Annotated in this window: 3 protein-coding genes; all 3 read left to right on the top strand. The window is 72.9% G+C overall.

Features of this window, described 5'->3' with window-relative positions:
- The coding region (gene murD / locus AC08OP_RS21310) for a UDP-N-acetylmuramoyl-L-alanine--D-glutamate ligase (RefSeq protein ID WP_476615804.1) at positions 1–1,068 on the top strand (1,068 nt) is incomplete at its 5' end.
- A gap of 101 nt (positions 1,069–1,169) precedes the next feature.
- Positions 1,170–2,621 (top strand): putative lipid II flippase FtsW, encoded by a 1,452-nt coding sequence (ftsW, locus tag AC08OP_RS21305; protein ID WP_476615803.1) that lies wholly within the window; start codon positions 1,170–1,172, stop codon positions 2,619–2,621.
- 3 nt (positions 2,622–2,624) lie between these two features.
- Positions 2,625–2,778 (top strand): glycosyltransferase (locus AC08OP_RS21300; RefSeq protein WP_476615805.1); only part of this gene is annotated, 154 nt, incomplete at its 3' end.

Below are 2,778 nucleotides of genomic sequence, written 5' to 3'. Positions count from 1 at the left end.
GAGGTGGAGCTCGCCTGGCGGTGGCGGGGTGGGAGCCGGTGGCTCGCCGTCACGGGAACGAACGGCAAGACGACAACCACCGAGATGCTCGGCGCGATGCTCGCCGCCGGTGGCCGGCGATCCACCACCGCCGGGAACATCGGGACCCCGATCGTGGACGCGGTCGCCGCCGAGCCGCCCTACGAGACCCTCGCGGTGGAACTGTCCAGCTTCCAGCTCCATTACACCCACACCATGGCCCCCCTCGCCGCGGCCGTGCTCAACGTCGCCCCCGACCATCTCGACTGGCACGGGGGCGCGGCGGCCTATGCGGCGGCGAAGGCGAGGATCTGGCGTCGTCCCGGGACGACCGCGATCGGCAATGCCGACGACGCCACCAGCGCGGACCTGCTCGCCGCCGCTCCGGGGCGGCGGGTCCTGTTCGGTCTCGACCCGGCGGCCCGGCCGCGGCCCGGCCTGACCGTCGTCGACGGCCATCTCGTCGACGACGCCTTCGGCGGCGGGCGGCTGGTCGCCGTCCGCGACCTCGCGCTGACCAGCCCGCACATGATCTCCAATGCGCTGGCCGCCGCCGCGCTCGCCCGCGCCGAGGGCGTTGGCCCGGCCGCGATCGGCACGGCGCTTGTCGCCTTCCGGCCCGGCGCCCACCGCAACGCCGAGGTGGCCGTCATCGACGGGGTCCGCTGGGTGGATGACAGCAAGGCGACGAACCCACACGCCGCTGCCGCGTCGCTGGCCGGCTACCCCTCGGTGGTGTGGATCGCGGGCGGCCTCAACAAGGGCCTCGCCTTCGACGATCTCGTCCGCGACGCGCGCCGGGTGCTGCGCGCCGCGGTCCTCATCGGGCGCTGCGCTGATGAGATCGCCGCCGCTCTCGCCCGACACGCCCCCGATGTCCCCGTGGAACGGGCTGACGGCATGGACGATGCGGTGAAGGCTGCGGCGGCGTTCGCGACCACCGGTGACACGGTGCTCCTGGCACCGGCCGCGGCCTCAATGGACATGTTCCGGGACTACGCGGCGCGCGGAGATCTGTTCGCGGCGGCGGTCCGCGCACGAGAGGGGTAACCGTGGCGGGGTCGGGAGCGTCGTCGCCGCCGTCCACCGGAACGTCGGCGCGGCCCGCGCGGCCCGCGCGGGCGGCGCGGGCGGCGCGAGGGCCCAAAGCCGTGCGAACCGGCTCCGCGGCCGAGCCCGACTCCGCCGGCGGGGGAACCGGCGCGGCGGACGGGGCCGAAGCACGGCTGCCGCTGCTCGACCGGCCGTTGGCGTCCTACTACCTGCTGCTGTCCTCGGCCGGTCTGCTACTGGTGCTCGGCCTGGTCATGGTCCTGTCGGCGTCGAGCGTGCGCTCCTACGCCGACTCCGGCTCCTCCTACACGCTGTTCATCCGGCAGGCGATCTGGGTCGCGATCGGTCTGCCGGTGGTCGCCGTTGCCTCCCGGCTGCCCGTGCGGGTCTTCCGCGCCTTTGCCTACCCGTTGTTGCTCGGGACCGTGCTGATGCTGATGGTGGTGCTCATCCCGGGTATCGGCAGCGTGCGCGGTGGCGCCCGTCAGTGGATCGTCGTCGGGCCGATTACGATCCAGCCCAGCGAGTTGGCGAAGATCGCCCTTGTGCTGTGGTGCTCGGATCTGCTGGTCCGCAAACGGCGGCTGCTGTCCGACCCCAAACACCTGCTCGTTCCGCTGGTCCCGGTGTTCCTGTTCATCGACCTGCTGCTGCTGCTCGAACCGGATCTCGGCGGGGCGATCTGCGTGACCGTCGTGCCGTTGACCGTGCTGTGGGTGATCGGTACCCCGATGCGCCTCTACACCGGGATCCTGGGATTGATGGCCGCCGCGGCGGCGGTCCTCGCCGTGGTCGAGCCCTACCGCATCCGGCGCCTGCTGTCGTTCACCGATCCGTTCGCCGACGCGCACGGCGACGGTTTCCAGGCTGTGCAGGGCATCTATGCCCTGTCGACCGGCGGCTGGTGGGGGGAGGGCCTCGGAGCCTCCCGGGAGAAGTGGCCGCAGTTACTGCCCGCGGTGCACACCGACTTCATCCTCGCGATCATCGGCGAGGAACTCGGGCTGGTCGGCAGCTTGGTGGTGGTGGGTCTGTTCGGTGTGCTGGGATACGCGGGACTGCGGATCGCGCACCGTTGTGACGAGCTGTTCGTCCGGCTCGCCGCCGCAGGGGTCACCGCCTGGATCCTCGTCCAGGCGATGGTCAACATGGGTGCCGTCGTGGGTCTGCTGCCGATCACCGGCGTCACCCTTCCGCTGGTGTCGTTCGGTGGCTCCGCGTTGCTGCCGACCCTCGCGGCCCTCGGCATGCTGCTCTCCTTCGCCCGGTCCGAGCCGGCCGCGGCCGAGTTCTTGTCCCGACGGGCCGAGGAACGCCACGCCGCGCGTCTCGCCGCGGCCGGCCGGCGCCGCCAGCGCTGGCGGCGCCGCCGCCGGGGCCGCCGACCGGACCTCGGCCTCGTACCGGTCGACGGCGCGCGGTCGGGTCCGGTGGATCCGGTGCCGGAGCCCGGATCGGGGCGTTCGTCGGGGCGCATATCATCCCGCGTGCGGGCCCGGGTGACCGGGACCGGGCTGCCCGGGAGACGGCGTGATGTGTCATCGTCTTGACCGATGTTGCGAAGCGTAGTGCTCGCCGGCGGCGGGACAGCCGGCCACGTGGAACCCGCACTCGCCGTCGCGGACGCGCTGCGGGCGACCGACTCCCGGGTGCGGCTGACCCTGCTCGGCACCACGACCGGTCTGGAGGCGCGCTTGGTGCCCGCCC

The sequence above is a fragment of the Frankia sp. CeRuru1 genome (assembly GCF_977966315.1).
The sequence above is the reverse complement of the archived record's forward strand: the minus strand, read 5'-3'. Positions and strand labels throughout refer to the sequence as shown.